Here is an 18,067-nt window from a genome sequence, read left to right as displayed (position 1 = left end):
CGCCGACGTCCGGGTCGGCTCCAGCCTGCGGCTCGCGGTCGCCGGTCACCGGTGGCCCACCTCCGCACCGGCCGGCTGGCACTCTCGTGCCGGGTCCTCCCGTCCCTCCTCCTCCCGTGCCTCCTCCTCCCGTGCCTCCTCCTCCCGTGCCTCGTCCCGCAGCACCTCCGGGCCCCCGCTCCGGGCCCCCGCGGCCGCGGTGCGGCGCAGCTCGTCGACCGGCACCGACTCGGTGCGCACCCGCCGGCTGGGCCAGCTGGCCGCCCGTCCCAGCAGGGTGAGCACCGCGGGGGTGAGGACCGGACGGATCAGGAACGTGTCGATGAGCAGCCCGGCGGCCATGGTGAACGCCACCTGCCGGAAGGTCTGCAGCGGGATGAGGGCCACCATCCCGAAGGTCGCGGCGAGGATCAGCCCCGCGGCACTGATCGCCCGGGCCGTGCTCGGCATCGCCAGCATGATCGCCTTGCTCAGCGGATGTCGCGCGGCCGCCTCCCAGATCGAGCCGACGGCGAACACGTTGTAGTCCGACCCCAGCGCCAGCAGCAGCACGGCGGTCGCGAACGGGACGTAGAAGGCCAGCCCGGGGTCGCCGAGCAGCACCTGGAAGACCAGGACGCTGAGGCCGAGCGCCGCCGCGACGCCCAGCGCGCTGCACGCCATCAGCACCACCGGGGCACACAGCGCCCGCAGGTAGACGATCAGGATCAGCAGCTCCACCAGCACCGCGGCCGTCAACGTGATCCGGAGGTTGTCCCGGGTGATCGCGGCGAGCTCGGCGGCGATCGCGGTCTGCCCGGTCACCGCCACCTCGGCGTCCTCCAGCCCCGCCTCCGCGGCCAGGGTGTCCAGCTGGTCGCTGAGCTGGCGCAGGTCGCTGATCGCCGGCGCGGCCAGCGGGTCGCTGTCCAGGATCACCACGTAGCGGGCGGCGTCGCCCTCGGGGGAGAAGACGACGCCGAAGCCGTCGGGGAGCGGGTTCTGGGCCGGGCCGAGCACCTCGGCCACCCCGGGCTGGGCCTCGATGGCCGCCTGCAGGCGCTCCAGCGCCGGCCGCTGCTCGATGACCGCGTCGCCCTCGACGATGACCTCCGTGGGGGCGATGACGCCGCGGATCCCGGAGTCCTCGAGCACCGCCGCGCCCCGGCTCACCGGGTCCTCGGGCGGCAGACCGGAGGTGAAGGACAGGTCCAGGCGCATCTGCAGCAGCGGCGCCGCGGCCAGGAGCAGCACGCCGGTGGCGAGCAGCGTCGCCACCGTCGCGCCCCGCCGGTCCACGACGATGCGGAGCAGCCGGCCGTTGCCGCGCCGGGTCGGGCGGCGGGGCGAGGCGCGCAGGGTGCCCAGCCCGAAGAGCCGCTCGCCCAGGATCGCCATCAGCGCCGGCACCAGGGTCAGCGACACGAGCACCCCGATGACGACGGTCAGCGACAGCGCCGGCCCGAAGGCCTGGAACAGCTGGAAGTCCGCGGCCAGCAGCGCCGCGGTGCCGGCCGCGACGGTGATCCCGGCGACAGCGATGATCGGCGCGTTGGTGCTCACCGCCCGCCGGGTGGCGTCCAGCCGCGGGAGCCCGCGGTCCAGCTGCTGCCGGAGGCCGGCGAAGAACAGCACGCAGTAGTCGGTGATCACCCCGATCAGCAGCGCGGCGATCAGCGGCTGCAGCTGGTCGGGCAGCGCGAAGCCCAGTGCTGCGGCGAGCACCCCGAGGCTGCGGATGGCGACCAGGTACCCCAGCCCGGCCGCGATGAGCACGACGAACGGTGCGACGACCGAGCGGAAGGTGAGCCCGACGACGACCGCGATCAGCACCAGGGTCGCCACCTCGAACAGGTGCAGCCGGGACTCGAGGTAGTCGGCCTGGGCGACCTGGGCCGGGACCACACCGGTGACGTAGGTCTGCACCGAGCTCTGGTTGTGGAAGTGCGACGCGTACTCGCGGGCCAGGTCTCTGGTCCGCTCCAGTGACGTGTAGTTGGAGACGTACAGGTAGGTGACCGCGGTCTCCGGCGTCGAGGTGGGCAGCGGGACGGCGGCGACGATCTGCCCCCGCCCGGGCGGCACGTTGCCGTCCAGGTACGCCTGGGTGTGGGTGGCCGCCCAGAGCGCCACGTCGGCGCGGGTGAGGACGCTGAGGCCGTTGGGGTCGTGCACCACCACGGACACCTGGGACAGCACCGGCACGTCGAACAGCTCCAGGGACCGGTCCTGGACGGCGGCCGCCGTGCTGTCCTCCGGCAGCAGGTTGCCGATGTCGGCCCCGCCGCCCCCGCCGGCCGTGGGCAGCATCACCGACACCAGCACGGTGAGCAGCAACCAGCCGGCCACCACGAACCAGCGGGCCTTGACGACGGCGTCCCGGTAGGCGCGGGCGGCCCGCCGGGTCGCGGACCGGGCCGGCCGGGTGACCCGCCGGGACGCAGCCGCCAGCCCGGCGGACCAACGCCTGACGGCCGTGGCTGGCACCGGGGCCTCCAGCCTCGCGGTCCTACCGGATGGGCTCAGCAGCCGTAGGCTACCGGCGGTTGTGCGCCTGCGCTCGACGGTGAGAGGACGACCATGGCCGAGTCCGAAGCCGAGCCCGAGACCGATGCCGAGAGCAGGTCGCCCGTCCGCGACGAGCGGTCCGGACGCGCGGTGCGGTGGTGGCTGGCCGCGGCCGCCTTCGTGCTCGGGGTCTTCGGCGGCGGGCTCCTCGTCGGGTTGCTGAGCGAGGGGTCGGCGCCGGTCCCGCAGGCCGCCCCGGCCGCGCCGGCGACCGATGGCGCCGTCCCGTTGCCGGCCGCCCCGCCCACCGGGGAGACCGCCGAGGTCGTCGTCAACGCGGCCTGCCTGCGGGCGGTCAACGGCGCCCAGGACGTCGTCGCCGTCATCGACGACCTGGGTGAGGCGGTCAGCGAGTTCAACGCCGCCCGGCTCGACGAGGTGGTCCGGCGGCTGCAGCCCCTGCAGGGACGGCTGGCCGGCGACATCGCCGGCTGCCAGGTCGTCAGCGAGGTCGCACCGGCCACGCCGTCCGGCACGCCGTCCGGGACGCCCACCGGGACGCCGACCGGCACCCCGCCCGGGGCCCCGCCGGCAGAGCCGGTGCCGACGTCTCCCGGCCCTGTCGCACCGACCGGCTGATCCGGGAGACTGGCAGCGCGGCGTCCGCACGGCCGGCCGCGCCCGCCCGGGATCCACAGGCCGGGCACACCTCGAGCACAGTGGCGTGCCGACGAGCCCGGTGATCGTGTCGGCATGCGTCTGCACTCCTCACCCGGCACCGATGCGAGCGCACCAGTCGGGAGGACGCCGGACATGCACGACGGTGCGCTCCCGCCACGGCGGGACTTCCCGTTCCCCGAGGCCAGCCGTCACCACATGCGGGAGTGGCCGCTGGTGTGGCACCCCGAGCGCGGCCACTACACACGCACCTGCCCGCACGGCGTGGGGCACCCGGACCCCGACGACGTCGTGCACCTGCAGTCGGTGGGCGGCGTCTCCGGCGTGCACCCCTGCGACGGCTGCTGCCTCGCCCCGCTCCGGGACTGACGGCGGTCACTGCGGCCCGGTCGTGCTCCGCGGACCGGGCACTCGTCCGGGTCAGCTCACCGGCGGGACCCACGGGGGAGGGGGTGTCGTCCAGTCGATGCGGTCGGCCAGGGCGTGCAGTCGGGCGCCGAACCCCGGGTCGATCGAGGCCGCCCAGGCGACCCGGCCCAGCACGTGGTCGCGGAAGCCGGCCGGGTCGCGGCCCCGGGTCTGCGTCGTCCAGCCGTGGACGGCGCAGTTGTGCAGCAGCGCCCGCAGCGCGTCCCGCTCCGGTCTCGGCAGCGCCGGGTGGTCGTTGACCACGGTGCCCAGCACCGACTGCCGGCGGGCCGCGCTGGTCGCCGAGGTCTTCGCCGCGTTGACCCGGAAGCCCTCCTCCTCGACCACCGCGGTGACCAGCTCGGCGAACCGGTCCCGGGCGATCCGGCGGTCCCCGCTGAAGGTCAGGTCGTCGACGTAGCGGGTGTAGCGGCCACCGCAGGAGGCAGCCAGACCGGCCAGCCGGCGGTCCAGCCGGTGGCAGACCAGGTTGGCCAGCGCCGGGGACGTCGGCGCCCCCTCCGGCAGGTGCGGCACCGCCAGCCGCTGCACCAGGCGCCGGTGCCGTTCCCGCGCCTCGATCCCGTCCGGGAGCGGGATGCCCCGCTCCACCTCCGCCGGCAGCACCGTCGTCACCAGCCCGGTGAGCACGTGGGCCACCGGCTCGGGCAGGCCGGCGACGCCCAGCAGCAGCCCGTGCACGCGCCCGGCGGCGATGCCGGCGAAGAAGGACTCCAGGTCCATCCGCAGCACCACCGCGGACCCGGCGTGCGGGGCGACCGCGGTGCGCACCGAGCGGCCGGGCACGCAGCCGTGCGCGGCCTCGTGCACCGGGACGCGGTCGAGCACGTGCCGCAGCACCCGCCGCTGCGCCTCCTTGAGCCGCGGCTTGGGTGCCGCGAGCAGCCGGACCCCGGCCGGCCGCTGGACCACCCGCCACCGGTAGTGCCGCAGCGCCTCCCCGGCCGTGCGCTCCAGCCGGCGGGCGTCGGCGAACCACGCCAGCTCGCCGGCGTCGACGTCGAGCAGCCGGGCCACCGCCGCCTGGTCCGGCAGGTCGGCGACCGGCCACCGCCGCCAGGCCACCGCGGTCGGCGTCGGCTGCCACCGCACGGGCCGGGGGAGCGGGGACTCGGACTGCCCGCGCTCCCACCCCCGCGTCGTCCGGACGACGCGGGCCAGTTCCCGCGGCCGGTCGACGGGGGCCGTGGGGTGGTGGGTCTGCACCTCACCGACCAGCGTGCCCACCCAGGTGTGCGCCCGGGCCTGCCCCAGGGCCACCGCCACCCGGCGCACCATCTCCCGCCGTCGCCAGGGACCCGCCAGCAGCGCGGTCGCGATCGCCGACGCCGTCGCGGCGGCCTGCCGCTCGGTGGTCAGTGCAGCCCCGCGGGTGCACGGCGGGGCGGCCAGCCGCTCCTCGCCGGAGGCGCCGTCAGGTGCGCGGAGCGCACTGCACGGCTCATGACGCGATGCCCGAGCTGCTCACGATGCCCCGGGGTTGCCCCGGGGTGACCGGCTGCTGCCGATCGTCCTGCCCGTCCCGCCGTGCACGGGGCCACCGTAGTGGGGCGGGGGAGGAGCCGGGCACCGCGCGGCCGGGGTGCGCCAGGATGGGCGCACCCTGAGCACCCGCCTGACCGAGGAGCCCTGCGTGACCGTGCCGCCCCCGCACCAGCCCGCGATGAGAGTCCCGGCCTTCTTCGTCACCCAGCGGATCACGATGATGGTCAACCGCTACGAGGTCCGGGCGGTGCAGCCGGACGGCTCCGAGGGGCAGCTGCTGGCGCTGGCCGAGCAGAAGCGGATGAAGCTGAAGGAGGAGGTGGTCTTCTACGCCGACGAGTCCAAGGGCCGCCGGGTGTTCTCCTTCAAGGCCCGGCAGCGCCTCGACGTGTCCGCCGAGCACGACGTGTTCGACGAGCAGGGCCGGCCGCTGGGCACGTTCAGCAAGGCCTTCGGCGCCAGCCTGCTCCGCTCCACCTGGCACCTGGAGGCGCCGGGGCTGTCCGCCCGCGGGCAGGAACGTCGGCCGGCCCTCGCGGTGGTGCGCCGGGTGTGGACGGCGCTGCCCGTCGTCGGCGACGTGCCGGTGCCCTTCGTCTTCCACTTCGACTTCGTCGACACCGCGACCGGTACGCCGGTGCTGGTCAGCGAGCGGCAGAAGTCCGTCCGGGACCGCTACACCGTCACCGTGCCGGACCCCCGGCTGGACTTCCGGGTCGCCGCCGCGATGGCCGTCGCCCTGGACGCGCTGCAGAGCCGCTGACCCGGGCGGGCGCTACAGGTACCGGCTCTCCAGCTCCGCGAAGAAGGCCTTGGCGAGCGCGGTGAAGTCGGCCTCACGGACGGCGATCTCGTCGCCGACCCGGTAGTGGAGCACCGTGCGGGCCGGGTCCAGCCGGATGTGCTTGTCGGCGATCATCGTGCTGCCGTGCACCAGCGACCCGGCGATCAACCGCACCTCGTTGAGCGCGTTGCCGTCCACGCCCTCGATGCCGCGGCCGCGGTGCACGAACCAGTTCTCCAGCACCACGACCAGGTCGTTGAAGAAGACCGGCTCGAACTCGCGCAGGGCGGTCGGCTCGGCGCCGGCGGCCAGGCCCCGGTAGGCGGCGAGGCGGACGTCGACCGCCGCGCGCCGTCCGTCGATGTAGTCCAGTGCGTAGGTGCTCTGACACAACACGGCTGCTCCTCACCGATCGCGACGCTGCGCTCGGGCTGGGCCTCCAGGGTCGCACTCCGTGCGGCGATCCGGAACCGGTCCGGGTGCCGCACCCGCGGGTCAGGCCGGGCTGGGGTCGGGCTGCAGGCTGCGCGGGACCGGTAGCGGGGGGAGCGGGGTCGACGTCCGCCGGGACCGCCCTCCGCCGGGGAGCTGCAGGTCCGGCCGGGTCCGGGGCTCCGGCGCGGGCGCCGCCGGGTCGGGCTGGGGCAGGCGCAGGTCGGCAGGGCGCGGCTCGGCGAGGCGCAGGTCGGCGAGGCGCATCCAGCTGCCCCGGGGCAGCCCGCCGACGACGGTCTGGACGCGCACCCAGCAGGTGCCGTCGGGCTCGTGCCACCAGCCGAGCAGCGCGGCGGGGTGCCAGTCGCCGTCGAGCAGGAACTCGACCGGCAGCGGCTCGCCCAGCAGCGGTGTCATCTCCGGCACGCAGCGACTCTAAGTGTGCAGACGATCACGCAGTGGCAGGCGCGCGTGGGTCGTCCGCCGGTCGGGAAGTGGCCCGGGCCGCCGCGCGTTGTCCCGGTCAACCAACGCGAAAGGCCCGTTCCCATGCGCATCCCGCTGTCCGTCCTCGACCTCGCCCCGATCCCCCGCGGCGAGACCGTCAGCAGCAGCATCGCGGCCAGCGTCGCCCTGGCGCAGCGCGCGGAGGAGCACGGCTACCAGCGGGTCTGGTACGCCGAGCACCACAACATGCCGACGATCGCGTCCTCGGCGACCAGCGTGCTCATCGCGCACGTCGGCGCCCAGACCAGCCGCATCCGGCTCGGCGCCGGTGGCGTGATGCTGCCCAACCACGCGCCGCTGACCATCGCCGAGCAGTTCGGCACCCTCGACGCGATGTACCCCGGCCGGATCGACCTCGGCCTGGGCCGCGCGCCCGGGTCGGACCAGAACACGATGTACGCGCTGCGCCGGGACCCGAACTCCGCCGACACCTTCCCGCAGGACGTGCTGGAGCTGCAGGCGTACCTGGCCGGCCGGTCCCGGGTGCCCGGCGTCGACGCGATCCCCGGCAAGGGCTCCGACGTCCCGCTGTACGTGCTGGGCTCGTCGCTGTTCGGCGCCCACCTGGCCGCCGCGCTCGGCCTGCCGTACGCCTTCGCCAGCCACTTCGCGCCGCAGGCCCTGGAGGCCGCCGTCGCCACCTACCGGCGCGAGTTCCAGCCCTCCGCCCAGCTCGACGCCCCCTACGTGATCGCCGGGGTCAACGTCATCGCCGCCGACACCGTGCGCCAGGCGGAGGAGAACCTGCAGGCGGTCCGCCGGACCATGGCGGTCGGCCTGTTCGGCCGGGGCCGCAGCTTCACCGACGAGGAGGCCGACCTGCTGCTCGAGCAGGGGGCCGGGCAGCACGTCAGCTCGATGTTCACCTACGCCGCGGTCGGCACGCCGCGCGAGATCGGCGACTACCTCGAGGGCTTCCGCAAGCAGGCGGACGCCGACGAGCTGATCGTCGCCCACCAGGCCCCCACCACCGAGGGCCGGCTGCGCTCGGTGACCCTGACCGCCGAGGCCCTCGACTCCGTCAGCGTGTAGGGACCGTCAGGCGGTGGGGCGGACGGCGCCGATGAAGCCGCTCCACCGCATCGACGTGAACCGGATGACCGAGCCGCTCTGCGGCGCCTCCAGGATCTGCCCGTCACCGAGGTAGAGGGCCACGTGGTGGATGGTGGCCGGGCGGCCGGTGTCGGTGGCCCAGAAGACCAGGTCACCTCGCTGCAGGTCCGACCGGGACACCGAGGGCAGGGCCGCGTACTGGGCGCGGCTGTTGCGCGGGATGGAGATGCCAGCCTGGGCGTAGGCGTAGCGGGTGAGGCCGGAGCAGTCGAAGCCGACGATGCCGGCGTCCACGCCCCACCCCATGCTGGGCCCGGTGAGCGAACCGCCGCCCCACGAGTAGATGGTGCCCAGGTGGCGCCGGGCGGCGGAGATCGCCGTCTCGACCGCGGAGGCGTCGCCGTCCCCGGCTGAGGTGCCGCGCTGCGGTGCGGAGACGAGGGACCGGCCGGGGGTCGAGGTCCGCTCGGCGGCGGCCCGCTCGGCGGCGGCGGCCCGCTCGGCGGCGGCGGCGCGCTCCGCGGCGGCCCGCTCGGCGGCCGCCTGCTGGGCGGCGTGCTGCTCGGCGGCGGCGCGGGCGCCCTCCAGGCCGAGGAGGGTCTGCTGGGCCCGGGCGAGGTCCTGCTCGAGGGTCGCCTGCCGGGCCGCCAGGCCGGACGCCTGCGCCCGGGCGCCGGCCTCCAGCTCCGCGGCGGCGGCCAGCGCGTCCTCGGCCTGCTGCTTCAGCGACGCAGCCTCGGCCAGGGTGGCCTGCGCAGCGGTCTCGTCGGCGCGGGCCCGAGCCTCGGCGGCCGTCACCTCGGTGACGACGTCGCCCTGGTGGGCGCCGGCGGCCTCGAGGAGGGCGGCGCGCTCCAGCATCTGGGCCGGCCCGTCGGCGGTGGTCAGCGCCTCCAGCGTCGGGGAGGTGCTGCCCTGCTGGTAGCTCTGCCGGGCGAAGGCGGCGATGGCCGCGCGGGCGGTGGCCAGCTCGGCCGCGCTCCGGTCGGCGGTGGCCGCGGCGGCGTCGGCGGTGGCCTGGGCGACCTCGTACTCGGCCTGTTGTGCCTGGAAGGTGTCCAGCGCGATCGCCGACCGGGCCCGGGCGGCGTCCACCTCGGCCTGGGCGGTGGCGAGCTCGGCGGAGAGGGCGCCGACCTGCTGCGCGGCGGCGTCCTGCTGCGCCCGGGCGGCGCCGATCTGCTCGTCGGAGGGGTTGGTCGGGGTCGCCCCGGCGACGCCGGGGGCCGCTCCCAGGCAGAGGGCCGCCGCCACGACCACCCCGGCGATGCGGTGCGCCGGGCGGCGGCCGGTCCGGCGCTGGGTCGTTGCCTCGGTGCCCATGTCCTCGCGTCCCTCCACTGCTCTCGTGCGCCCGATCGGGTGACCTGACAGAGAGGTCGGACGGTCACGGACGGTGCTTGAGCACCTGGTGACCATGAGCTGCCGGGAGCGACACGCGCCCGGTGCGGACGTCGGGCCCGGGCAGGCGACCATGGGGGCATGAACGTCTTCACCGACTACGCCGAGACCCACTGGGTCCCGATCAACGGCGACATGGTCACCGTGCAGACCATCGACGCCGCCGGGGAGCGGGAGACGCACGTGCTCTCGGTGCCCGACGCGCTCGCCCAGTTCAAGGTCAAGTACCCGTTCGTGGACGACGCGCAGGCCGCCGCGCTCTTCGCCCAGGGCGGCTGAGGAGCGCGACCACCACGGGCCGGCGCATCTCCCGGTGCCGGATCCCGTAGCTGCTGAGCAACGGTGGCGAGGCCCGGATCACGGCACAGCGGGCGACGCCGGGCCGTTGCACAGGACGTGACCCTCCGCTTCCTCGTCCTCGGTGACTCCCTCGCGTTCGGCACCGGCGCCGCGACGGCGCGGGACACCCTCGGCGCACGGCTGACCCGCTCGCTGCAGGCGGCCGGGCACGAGGTCGAGCTGCAGCTGGTCGCGGTGCCCGGTGCCACCTCCCTCGACCTCGCCGTCCAGGTCCGCCGGGTGACCGGGCCCGTCGACGTCGCGCTGCTGGTGGTGGGCGCCAACGACCTGACCCGGCAGGTGCCGCCGGCCCGGGCGGCCACCGCGCTGGGCTCGGCCGTGCAGGACCTCCGCGGGACCGGTGCGGCCGTGCTGGTGGTCCCCACGCCGGACCTGTCCTCGGTGGCCTGGGTGCCGCCGGCCTTCCGTGCGGTCGTCGCGGGCATCTGCGACCAGCTGCGCGCCCGGCAGACCCTCGCCGCGGAGCGGGCCGGTGCCGTCGTCGCCCCGGTCGCCCCCGAGCTGTCCCGGCGGTTCGCGGCAGACCCGGCCTTGTTCTCCGCCGACCGGTTCCACCCGTCCTCGGCCGGTTACGCGCTGGTCGCCGAGGCCCTGGCCCCGACCCTGCTCCGGCTGGCCGCCGCGAGCACCGACGCCGCCGCCTGACCCAGGCGACCGCCTGACCCAGGCGACCGCCTGACCCAGCCGACCGGTCGACTCAGCCGGCGTCGGGCGGGGGCACCCGGCAGGCCGCCGTCCCGCCCGGGAGCCGGTGCCGGTTGGCCGCCACCAGCCGGTAGCCGATCGGGGCGACCCAGCGCACCGGCGGGACGGACAGCAGGACGCCGAGCAGCGACCACGGCCGGCCGGCCGCCCGCAGCGCCGCCGCCACCGCGGGCGCGCCCCCGGAGACGTCGCCGCCCCGGCCGAACCACAGCACCTCGGTCTGCGCCCGCGCCGGGCTCACCCCGGCGGACGCCAGGTCGGTGGACTGCCACGGCACGACCCGCACGTCGGCCGGCAGCAACCGCCGGGCGACGTCGGCGCAGCGGGTGCAGAAGGCGCAGTCGCCGTCGAAGACGAGCGCGGGCCCGGTCGCGGGTGTCATCCTCCGCCCCTCCTCCCGGACGACGGACGGGCCGGCACCCCGAGGGGTACCGGCCCATGAAGGACCCCGTCCTCCTCACCCCTCGCGAGCTCGGGGTGAGCCTCTGGACGGGGCCTTGTCAGCTGGTCGGGACGCCGCCGGCCCGCAGCGCGCCGAGCAGGTCGTGGTTCAGCCGGGAGATGGTCTCCATCGAGATGCCCTTGGGGCACACCGCGGAGCACTCGCCGATGTTGCTGCAGCCACCGAAGTCCTCGGCGTCCTGCTGGGCGACCATCTTCAGCACCCGGGCGTCGCGCTCGGGCTGGCCCTGCGGCATGAGCCCGAGGTGGGAGACCTTGGCCGCGGTGAACAGCATGGCCGAGCCGTTGGGGCAGGCGGCCACGCAGGCACCGCAGCCGATGCAGGTCGCGGCGTCGAAGGCGGCGTCGGAGTTCTTCTTCGGCACCGGGGTGGAGTGCGCCTCGGGAGCCGTGCCGGTCGGGGCGCTGATGAACCCGCCGGCGGAGATGATCCGGTCGAAGGCCGACCGGTCGACCGCGAGGTCCTTGACCACCGGGAACCCGCCGGCGCGCCAGGGCTCGATGTCCAGCACGTCGCCGTCGGCGAACGACCGCATGTGCAGCTGGCAGACGGTGGCCTGCTCGGGGCCGTGCGCGATGCCGTTGATCATCAGGCCGCACGAGCCGCAGATGCCCTCGCGGCAGTCGTGGTCGAAGGCCACCGGGTCGTCGCCGTCCAGGATGAGCTTCTCGTTGAGCACGTCGAGCATCTCGAGGAAGGACATGTCGGGCGAGACGTCGGTGACGTGGTACGTCACCATCTTGCCCTTCTTGGTCCGGTCACGCTGACGCCAGATGCGCAGCGTCAGGCTCATCATCGGTGTCTCTGTGCTGGTCACTTGTAGCTCCGCTGTGCTGTCACTTGTAGCTCCGCTGGGCAAGGTGGACGTACTCGTACTCGAGGGCCTCGCGGTGCAGCACCGGCGGCTCGCCCTCCGGGGTGTACTCCCACGCGGCGACGTAGGCGTAGTTCTCGTCGTCGCGCAGCGCCTCACCCTCCGGCGTCTGGCTCTCGACCCGGAAGTGCCCACCGCAGCTCTCGTTGCGGTGCAGCGCGTCGACGCACATGAGCTCGGCGAGCTCGATGAAGTCGGCGACCCGGCCGGCGTGCTCGAGGTTCTGGTTGAAGATGCCCTGCTCGCCGGAGACCTTGACGTTGGTCCAGAACTCGTGCCGGATCTCCGGGATCCGGTCCAGGGCCTTGCGCAGGCCCTCCTCCGAGCGCTCCATGCCGCACAGGTCCCACATCAGCCGGCCCAGCTCGCGGTGGAAGGAGGCCACCGTGCGGGTGCCGTTGATCGACAGCAGCCGCTCGGTCTGGGCGCGGACGGACTGCTCGGCCTCGACCGCCGCCGGGTGGGTGGCGTCGACCTTGGGGAACGGGCCGTCGGCGAGGTAGTTGCTGATCGTGGCCGGGAGCACGAAGTAGCCGTCGGCCAGGCCCTGCATCAGCGCGCTGGCGCCGAGCCGGTTGGCGCCCTGGTCGGAGAAGTTGGCCTCACCGATGACGAACAGGCCCGGGATGTTGGACGACAGGTCGTAGTCGACCCACAGTCCGCCCATCGTGTAGTGCACGGCCGGGTAGATCCGCATCCCGGTCTCGTACGCGTTCTCGCCGGTGATCCGGTTGTACATGTCGAAGAGGTTGCCGTACTTGGCCTCGATCGCCGGCTGGCCCAGCCGGGCGATGGCGTCGCTGAAGTCCAGGTACACGCCCAGGCCGTTCGGCCCGACGCCACGGCCCTCGTCGCAGACGTTCTTGGCCTGGCGCGAGGCGATGTCGCGGGGCACCAGGTTGCCGAACGCCGGGTACTTGCGCTCGAGGTAGTAGTCGCGCTCGTCCTCGGGGATGTCCTTGGGGTTGCGCGTGTCCCCGCGCTCCTTGGGCACCCACACCCGCCCGTCGTTGCGCAGCGACTCGCTCATCAGCGTCAGCTTCGACTGGTAGTCGCCGCTGACCGGGATGCAGGTCGGGTGAATCTGCGTGTAGCAGGGGTTGGCGAACAGCGCGCCCCGCTTGTGCGCCCGCCAGGCCGCCGTGACGTTGGAGCCCTTGGCGTTGGTGGAGAGGTAGAAGACGTTGCTGTAGCCACCGGAGGCCAGCACCACGGCGTCGGCGAAGTGGCTGGTGATCTCGCCGGTGATCAGATGCCGGACGACGATGCCCCGGGCCTTCCCGTCGACGACGATCAGGTCGAGCATCTCGGTGCGCGGGTGCTGCTCGACGTTGCCCAGCCCGATCTGCCGCTCCAGCGCCTGGTAGGCGCCGTAGAGGAGCTGCTGGCCGGTCTGGCCGCGGGCGTAGAAGGTGCGCGACACCTGGGCGCCACCGAAGGAGCGGTTGTCCAGCAGGCCGCCGTACTCGCGGGCGAAGGGCACGCCCTGGGCCACGGCCTGGTCGATGATCGCGGCGCTGACCTCGGCCAGCCGGTAGGAGTTGTCCTCGCGGGAGCGGAAGTCACCGCCCTTGACGGTGTCGTAGAACAGCCGGTGCACGCTGTCGCCGTCGTTGCGGTAGTTCTTGGCGGCGTTGATGCCGCCCTGCGCCGCGACGCTGTGCGCCCGCCGGGGGCTGTCCTGGAACCAGAAGTTCTTGACCCGGTAGCCCATCTCGGCCAGCGTGGCCGCCGCCGAGCCACCGGCCAGACCGGTGCCGACGACGATGACCGAGAGCCGCCGGCGGTTGGCCGGGTTGACCAGCCGGGCGCGGAACTTGCGCTCGTTCCAGCGGTCGGGGAGCGGGACGTCGCGGGGTGCCGTGGTGTCGGCGATGGGCTCGCCCACGGTGAAGAGCTCGAGAGGCATGACGGTGTCCTTCTCTCTCAGTCGATCAAGCCGAAGGCGACGGACAGCGGGACGAGCAGGAAGCCCACGGTGATGACCCCTGCGACGAGGTAGGCCAGGCCGTTGACGGCGCGCTCGCGGCGCTTGTTCGTCTGGCCGAGGGTCTGCGTGGCGGCGAAGATGCCGTGCCGCAGGTGCAGGCCGAGCAGCACCATCGAGACCACGTAGAAGAGCGTGATCGGGATGTTGGAGAAGCTGGCGACCAGGCGGTCGTAGGGCGTGGAGTCGTGGCCGACCGGGTTCACCGCGCCGAGCGTGAGGTCCAGGATGTGCCAGATGATGAACAGCGCCAGGATCAGGCCGCCCCAGCGGACGGTGCGCGAGGCGAAGCTCTGCTGCACGCGCTTCTTGGTCACGTAGGGCACCGGGCGGGCCCGCCGGGCCTGGCGCCACAGCGAGATGGCCGCCCAGAAGTGCGCCACCACGGCGACCAGCAGCACGATCCGGATGATCCAGAGCGCCGTCTGGGCCGGCAGCGCCGGCTCACCGATGGTGCGGATCCACCCGGAGTAGCTGTTGAACGACTCGGGGCCGGAGAAGGCCTTCAGGTTGCCGACCATGTGGGCGAGCAAGTACAGGATCATGATGATCCCGCTGACCGCCATCACGGTCTTCTTCACGACCGAGTTGTCGAACCGGCCGGTCTTGGGGGCCCTGCGCTGGGCCGGCTGCGTCGTCACTGTCGCCACAGGGCCCAAGGTAAGCCCAGTGCCCACATGACACCCAGGTGAACGCACCGTGACACAGCTCATGTAAGGCGACCCTGACCGGTCCGGGGCCCGGACGGCGCCGCCGGTCGGCGGCGGCCACCCAGGGAGACGACCGCCCCCGGGGTGGAGGAAGATCGGCAGCGACCCAGTCCGGTGCCCCGAGAGGACGACGACGTGCCAGGACCCACCCGCGGCTTCCTCGGCCGCCGCCGCGCGGCCGGAGACCCCCGCCTCCCACCCGGCCAGTACGACGCCGGCAGCGACTGGCCGGTGCTGACCGCCGAGCCCACGCCCCGGATCGCGCCGGAGACCTGGACGATCACCGTCGACGGCGAGGTGGAGACCCCGACCACCTGGACCTGGGACGAGGCGCACGCGCTGCCGTCGTCCGAGTACCGCGGCGACATCCACTGCGTCACCACCTGGTCGAAGTTCGACACCCGGTTCGGCGGGATCAGCGTCGACTCGCTGCTGGAGCTCGCCCGGCCGACGGCCGAGGGCCGGTTCGTGATGGCGACGTCCAAGACCGGCTACACGACCAACCTGCCGATCGAGGACGTCACCGGCGGCAAGGCGTGGCTGGTGTGGGAGTTCGACGGCAAGCCGCTGACCGCGGAGCACGGCGGCCCGGTGCGGATGCTCGTGCCGCACCTCTACTTCTGGAAGAGCGCCAAGTGGATCAGCCGGATCACCGTGCTGAAGCGGGACCAGCCCGGTTTCTGGGAGCAGAACGGCTACCACGACCGCGGCGACCCGTGGAAGCAGCAGCGGTACCAGGGCGACTGATGGAGGACCCCACTGCCCCCCACCACTCGCGAGCTCGCGGCGGGACCCTGCAGCGGGGCCGCACGAACCGCGGGGTGGAGGCGTGACCGCGCCCGCCGGCGGCTGGCGGACGGCGACCGTCGCCGGGCTCCGCCGGCCGATCGCGCGCTCGGTGGAACTCCGGCTGGACGTCCACGACCGGGTCGACCACCTGCCCGGCCAGCACTACGTCGTCCGGCTGACCGCCGAGGACGGGTACACCGCCCAGCGCTCCTACTCGGTGGCGTCGGCGCCGGGCGACCCGCTGGTCGAGCTGTTCGTCGAGCGACTGGACGACGGAGAGGTCTCCACCTACCTCGCCGACGTCGTGGAGCCCGGTGACGAACTGGAGGTCCGCGGCCCGATCGGCGGCTGGTTCGTCTGGGACGGCGCCACCCCGGCACTGCTGGTGGGCGGGGGCAGCGGCGTCGTCCCGCTGGTCGCGATGGTCCGGCACGCCCGGGCGCTGGGGCGGCTGGACCTGCTCCGGGTCGCCGTCTCGGCCCGGACGCTCGCCGAGCTGCCCTACGCCGACGAGCTGGTCGAGGCGGGCGCGTTGATCGCGCTCACCCGGGAGGCGCACGGCATCCGCCCGGCGGCCCGGCTGACCGACATGGACCTGCTGCCCCTGTGGGAGCCGGGGCAGACCGCCTACGTCTGCGGGTCGGCGGGCTTCGCCGAGTCGGCATCCCAGCTGCTGGTCGGGCTGGGCCTCCCGCCTGCGTCGGTGCGGGTGGAACGGTTCGGACCCTCGGCGCTGGAGCTGCCGAAGCGCTGACCGCTGGTGCCGGGACGCAGCTGTCTGCGTCCCGGCACCCGGTGCGGGTCAGGCGGCGGGCGGCACCTGCGAGGCGGTGACCAGCGGCGCCCGCTCCCAGACCCGGTGGCGGCCCATGGCCGCGATCAGGTCACCGGCCAGGGCGCCGGCGCTGTCGGCGGTGAGCACACCGGGACCGTCGACGTCGATGCCGGTCGCGGTCAGCACGTCGGCGCCGTCGCCCCAGGCGCCGATCGCCTTGAGCTGGCGGTAGCTCTCCAGCAGCAGGACGACGGACTTCACGTCCTTGTCCTGGGGCGCTCCACCGGCGACGACGACGGCGTCGAACTCGATCGACCGGGCCGTCACGAAGGTGCGCTCGACGACCTCGGTGGCGCCGTCCCGGCTGAGCTCCCCGCCGGTCGGGGCGATCAGCTTGGTCATCGCCCCCTCCGCCTCCAGCGCCTCGCGCAGCGCGGTGACGCCGGCGATGTCGGCGCCGGGGCCGGCGACGACACCCACCAGCCGGCCCTCGATCGGGTAGGACTCCCCGGTCACCTGGGCCAGCGCCGGGCTGGGCGCCAGGTGCTCCACCGGCGTCCCCTCCGGGGCGGGGAGGCCGAGGCCCTCGGCCACCGCCCGGCACAGCCCGGTGTCGATCTTGGCCAGCACGGTGAGCGCGCGCTCCTTGATCGCCTGCTCGTAGACCTTGCCGAGCTCGAACGTGTACGCCTCCGCGACGTGCTTCTGCTCGTCGGCCGAGAGGCTCGCGTAGAACAGTGCGGCGTGCGAGAAGTGGTCGTCGAAGGACGCCGGGGCACCCCGGACGACCTCGCCCTCGACCTCGCGGGGCACGTTCACGTAGCCACCGTGGGCGGCATCGGCCACGGCGGGGGCGTCGCCGTCGATGCCGTTCGGCTTGTAGGCCACCACGCCCTCGTGGATCCCGTGCTGGTGGAAGCCGTCCCGGGAGTTGTCGTTCACCGGGGCGTGCGGGCGGTTGATCGGGATCTGGGTGAAGTTCGGCCCGCCGAGCCGGCTCAGCTGGGTGTCCAGGTAGGAGAAGTTGCGGCCCTGCAGCAGCGGGTCGTTGGTGCCCTCGATGCCGGGGACCAGGTGCCCGGTGTGGAAGGCGACCTGCTCGGTCTCGGCGAAGTAGTTGGTCGGGTTGCCGGTGAGCACCAGCTTCCCGATCCGCTGCACCGGGCACAGCTCCTCGGGGACGATCTTGGTGGGGTCGAGCAGGTCGATCCCCTCGAACGTCTCCTCGGCGTTGTCCGGCATCACCTGGATGCCGAGCTCCCACTCCGGGTACGCGCCGGCCTCGATGGCGTCGGCCAGGTCGCGGCGGTGGAAGTCGGGGTCGACGCCGGCGGCGATCTGCGCCTCCTCCCAGATCAGGGAGTGCACGCCGAGCTTCGGCTTCCAGTGGAACTTGACCAGTGAGGTCTCCCCGTCGGCGTTCACCAGCCGGAAGGTGTGGATGCCGAAGCCCTCCATCGTCCGGTAGGAGCGCGGGATGCCCCGGTCGCTCATGTTCCAGATCGTGTGGTGGGTGGCCTCGGTGTGCAGCGTGACGAAGTCCCAGAACGTGTCGTGCGCCGACTGCGCCTGCGGGATCTCCCGGTCCGGGTGCGGCTTCCCGGCGTGGATGATGTCCGGGAACTTGATGGCGTCCTGGATGAAGAAGACCGGCATGTTGTTGCCGACCAGGTCCCAGGTGCCCTCCTTCGTGTAGAACTTCGTCGCGAACCCGCGGGTGTCGCGCACGGTGTCGGCCGAGCCGCGCGAGCCCAGCACCGTGGAGAACCGGACGAACACCGGCGTCTCCAGGCCCTCCTCCGCCAGCACCGCGGCCCGGGTCACCCCGGCCGCGTTGCCGTAGGCGGTGAAGACGCCGTGGGCACCGGCGCCGCGGGCGTGCACCACGCGCTCGGGGATCCGCTCGTGGTCGAAGTGCATGATCTTCTCGCGGAGGTGGAAGTCCTCCAGCAGCACGGGGCCGCGACGGCCCGCCTTCAGCGAGTGGTCGGTGTCGGGGATGCGCACGCCGTTGGGCGTGGTGAGGAACTCCCCGGCCTGGGCGCGGGGGTCCCGGCCCCGCTCCGGGCCCTCATAGGCCACCCCGGTGGCGCTGACGGTGGCGGGAGCGGACTGGTCGGGCTGGCGCTTCGGGGGCATGCGGGA

At 73.9% G+C, this 18,067-nt stretch carries 18 protein-coding genes; 8 read left to right on the top strand and 10 right to left on the bottom strand.

What is annotated here, in order from left to right:
- Window positions 1-45: 45 nt before the first annotated feature.
- Window positions 46-2,466, bottom strand: a complete 2,421-nt coding sequence (locus tag FB380_RS01240) for an MMPL family transporter (RefSeq protein ID WP_229682039.1) — start codon at window positions 2,464-2,466, stop codon at window positions 46-48.
- 93 nt (window positions 2,467-2,559) lie between these two features.
- On the opposite strand from FB380_RS01240, the gene FB380_RS01235 reads away from it, so the two are divergent.
- Entirely contained in the window at window positions 2,560-3,126 is a 567-nt protein-coding gene (locus FB380_RS01235; RefSeq protein ID WP_166753490.1) for a hypothetical protein, read from the top strand.
- Between the two features lie 174 nt (window positions 3,127-3,300).
- On the top strand, window positions 3,301-3,534 hold the full coding sequence (locus FB380_RS01230) for a hypothetical protein (RefSeq protein WP_166753489.1): 234 nt from the start codon (window positions 3,301-3,303) through the stop codon (window positions 3,532-3,534).
- Between the two features lie 51 nt (window positions 3,535-3,585).
- Here FB380_RS01230 and FB380_RS25740 read toward each other — a convergent pair whose 3' ends face one another.
- The gene (locus FB380_RS25740; protein ID WP_208382717.1) at window positions 3,586-4,860 is read right to left on the bottom strand and encodes a reverse transcriptase family protein; all 1,275 of its coding nucleotides are present in this window, start codon (window positions 4,858-4,860) and stop codon (window positions 3,586-3,588) included.
- 367 nt (window positions 4,861-5,227) lie between these two features.
- On the opposite strand from FB380_RS25740, the gene FB380_RS01220 reads away from it, so the two are divergent.
- Window positions 5,228-5,842 carry an LURP-one-related family protein gene (locus FB380_RS01220; protein ID WP_229682038.1) on the top strand — a complete coding sequence of 205 codons (615 nt, stop codon included), beginning with the start codon at window positions 5,228-5,230 and terminating at the stop codon, window positions 5,840-5,842.
- Window positions 5,843-5,854: 12 nt separating this feature from the next.
- Here FB380_RS01220 and FB380_RS01215 read toward each other — a convergent pair whose 3' ends face one another.
- Complete coding sequence (locus tag FB380_RS01215; RefSeq protein WP_166753487.1) at window positions 5,855-6,259, bottom strand: hypothetical protein; 405 nt, start codon at window positions 6,257-6,259, stop codon at window positions 5,855-5,857.
- Window positions 6,260-6,358: 99 nt separating this feature from the next.
- Window positions 6,359-6,724 (bottom strand): hypothetical protein, encoded by a 366-nt coding sequence (locus FB380_RS01210; RefSeq protein WP_166753486.1) that lies wholly within the window; start codon window positions 6,722-6,724, stop codon window positions 6,359-6,361.
- Window positions 6,725-6,847: 123 nt separating this feature from the next.
- Between FB380_RS01210 and FB380_RS01205 the strand changes: the two genes are divergently transcribed.
- Window positions 6,848-7,837, top strand: coding sequence for an LLM class flavin-dependent oxidoreductase (locus tag FB380_RS01205; protein ID WP_166753485.1), 990 nt, complete (start codon window positions 6,848-6,850; stop codon window positions 7,835-7,837).
- A 6-nt stretch (window positions 7,838-7,843) separates the two neighbouring features.
- Here the strand turns inward: FB380_RS01205 and FB380_RS01200 are convergent, their stop codons facing one another.
- Window positions 7,844-9,181 (bottom strand): C40 family peptidase, encoded by a 1,338-nt coding sequence (locus FB380_RS01200; protein ID WP_166753484.1) that lies wholly within the window; start codon window positions 9,179-9,181, stop codon window positions 7,844-7,846.
- 159 nt (window positions 9,182-9,340) lie between these two features.
- On the opposite strand from FB380_RS01200, the gene FB380_RS01195 reads away from it, so the two are divergent.
- Window positions 9,341-9,538, top strand: a complete 198-nt coding sequence (locus FB380_RS01195) for a hypothetical protein (RefSeq protein WP_166753483.1) — start codon at window positions 9,341-9,343, stop codon at window positions 9,536-9,538.
- 117 nt (window positions 9,539-9,655) lie between these two features.
- Window positions 9,656-10,264 (top strand): SGNH/GDSL hydrolase family protein, encoded by a 609-nt coding sequence (locus tag FB380_RS01190; RefSeq protein ID WP_166753482.1) that lies wholly within the window; start codon window positions 9,656-9,658, stop codon window positions 10,262-10,264.
- A 52-nt stretch (window positions 10,265-10,316) separates the two neighbouring features.
- Here the strand turns inward: FB380_RS01190 and FB380_RS01185 are convergent, their stop codons facing one another.
- From FB380_RS01185 to FB380_RS01170, 4 genes are all read right to left on the bottom strand, one after another.
- Window positions 10,317-10,706, bottom strand: a complete 390-nt coding sequence (locus FB380_RS01185; RefSeq protein WP_166753481.1) for a thiol-disulfide oxidoreductase DCC family protein — start codon at window positions 10,704-10,706, stop codon at window positions 10,317-10,319.
- A 118-nt stretch (window positions 10,707-10,824) separates the two neighbouring features.
- Entirely contained in the window at window positions 10,825-11,604 is a 780-nt protein-coding gene (locus FB380_RS01180) for a succinate dehydrogenase/fumarate reductase iron-sulfur subunit (protein WP_229682037.1), read from the bottom strand.
- 19 nt (window positions 11,605-11,623) lie between these two features.
- The gene (locus FB380_RS01175) at window positions 11,624-13,570 is read right to left on the bottom strand and encodes a fumarate reductase/succinate dehydrogenase flavoprotein subunit (RefSeq protein ID WP_166753480.1); all 1,947 of its coding nucleotides are present in this window, start codon (window positions 13,568-13,570) and stop codon (window positions 11,624-11,626) included.
- A 17-nt stretch (window positions 13,571-13,587) separates the two neighbouring features.
- Complete coding sequence (locus FB380_RS01170; RefSeq protein ID WP_229682036.1) at window positions 13,588-14,298, bottom strand: succinate dehydrogenase cytochrome b subunit; 711 nt, start codon at window positions 14,296-14,298, stop codon at window positions 13,588-13,590.
- A 195-nt stretch (window positions 14,299-14,493) separates the two neighbouring features.
- Here FB380_RS01170 and FB380_RS01165 point away from each other — a divergent pair, with 195 nt between their 5' ends.
- Both FB380_RS01165 and FB380_RS01160 read left to right on the top strand, forming a co-directional pair.
- Complete coding sequence (locus FB380_RS01165; protein WP_166753478.1) at window positions 14,494-15,105, top strand: sulfite oxidase-like oxidoreductase; 612 nt, start codon at window positions 14,494-14,496, stop codon at window positions 15,103-15,105.
- Between the two features lie 82 nt (window positions 15,106-15,187).
- Window positions 15,188-15,901, top strand: coding sequence for an FAD-binding oxidoreductase (locus tag FB380_RS01160; RefSeq protein WP_229682035.1), 714 nt, complete (start codon window positions 15,188-15,190; stop codon window positions 15,899-15,901).
- 48 nt (window positions 15,902-15,949) lie between these two features.
- On the opposite strand, the gene FB380_RS01155 is transcribed toward FB380_RS01160, so the two are convergent.
- Window positions 15,950-18,061: a catalase gene (locus tag FB380_RS01155; protein ID WP_166753477.1), complete on the bottom strand. Its 2,112-nt coding sequence runs from the start codon at window positions 18,059-18,061 to the stop codon at window positions 15,950-15,952.
- Window positions 18,062-18,067: the final 6 nt, after the last annotated feature.

The sequence above is a fragment of the Modestobacter marinus genome, from assembly GCF_011758655.1.
GTDB lineage: Bacteria > Actinomycetota > Actinomycetes > Mycobacteriales > Geodermatophilaceae > Modestobacter > Modestobacter marinus.
This window is presented reverse-complemented; position numbering and strand designations above follow the sequence as displayed.